Source organism: Streptomyces milbemycinicus (assembly GCF_002154605.1).
GTDB lineage: Bacteria > Actinomycetota > Actinomycetes > Streptomycetales > Streptomycetaceae > Streptomyces > Streptomyces milbemycinicus.
In genome coordinates, this window is sequence record NZ_MUNE01001223.1 from 1 (window position 1) to 767 (window position 767).

1 protein-coding gene and 2 pseudogenes are annotated in these 767 nt (G+C 69.1%); all 3 read left to right on the forward strand.

Features of this window, described 5'->3' with window-relative positions; all coding sequences use genetic code 11:
* Positions 1 to 171: pseudogene (locus tag CCN51_RS52240) on the forward strand (flavin-dependent monooxygenase); the annotation flags it as partial.
* A 16-nt stretch (positions 172 to 187) separates the two neighbouring features.
* A complete protein-coding gene (locus CCN51_RS52245; RefSeq protein ID WP_014182265.1) occupies positions 188 to 556 on the forward strand; it encodes a hypothetical protein in 369 nt (122 codons plus the stop codon).
* Positions 553 to 767 (forward strand): annotated as a pseudogene (locus tag CCN51_RS52250) (aromatic ring-hydroxylating dioxygenase subunit alpha); the annotation flags it as partial. The gene CCN51_RS52245 and the pseudogene CCN51_RS52250, both read left to right, overlap by 4 nt.

Consider the following 767-nt stretch of genomic DNA (forward strand, 5'->3'; position numbering starts at 1 on the left):
CGCGCCGCCTATCAGCTCGGCGGCATCGCCGCCATCGCCGACGGCAGCCCCATGCAGCGGTACCTGCGCGACGCCTCGGTCGTGCCGCAGCACGCCTTTCTGCAGGAGGGCATGTACGACGGCGCGGGCGCGGTCCTCATGGGCGTCCAGCCCTTCCCCGGCTACCTCTGACAGACAGGAACCCTCCATGACCCAACCCTCGAATTCCCCGCTGCGCGTGCTGTTCTGCATTGGCGTCAACCAGAACTTCTTCGACCTGCCCACCGGCCAGGGCAAGTCCGTCTGGGACGGCTTCACGACCATGCTCACCCAGCTCCACGAGCTGCCCGGGGTGACCGTCCTCGGCACCATCGACGACGACCAGCACATGGTCGGCCCCTCCGATTCCTGGCCCTGGACCTGTTACGTGCTGGCCGATGTCGTCGACCAGCCGACGGTGGCCGCCGCCTGCAACCTCTTCCGCACGGTCCAGGTCGGCGAGCACGGCCTGTGGCGCTATATGAAGATCGAGGCGCGTCTCGGCCGTCCGCTGCCCGAGCCGGAGGCCGTCCGATGAGCGCGACCCCCGACATCGGCTCGCTGGTCGATTCCGACCGCGTCGCAGGCACCCTGTACACCGACCCGGTCCTTTTCGAGCGGGAGATGGACCGGATCTTCCACCGCACCTGGGTGTGGGTGGCCCACGAGAGCGAGATCGCCAAGGCCGGCGACTTCAAGACGGCGTGGGTCGGCCGCCGCCCGGTCATCGTTACCCGGGACCGCCGCGG

Coding starts and splice junctions, on each gene's coding strand:
- CCN51_RS52245 (WP_014182265.1), top strand. CDS start 188: ATGACCCAACCCTCGAATTCCCCGCTGCGCGTGCTGTTCTGCATTGGC.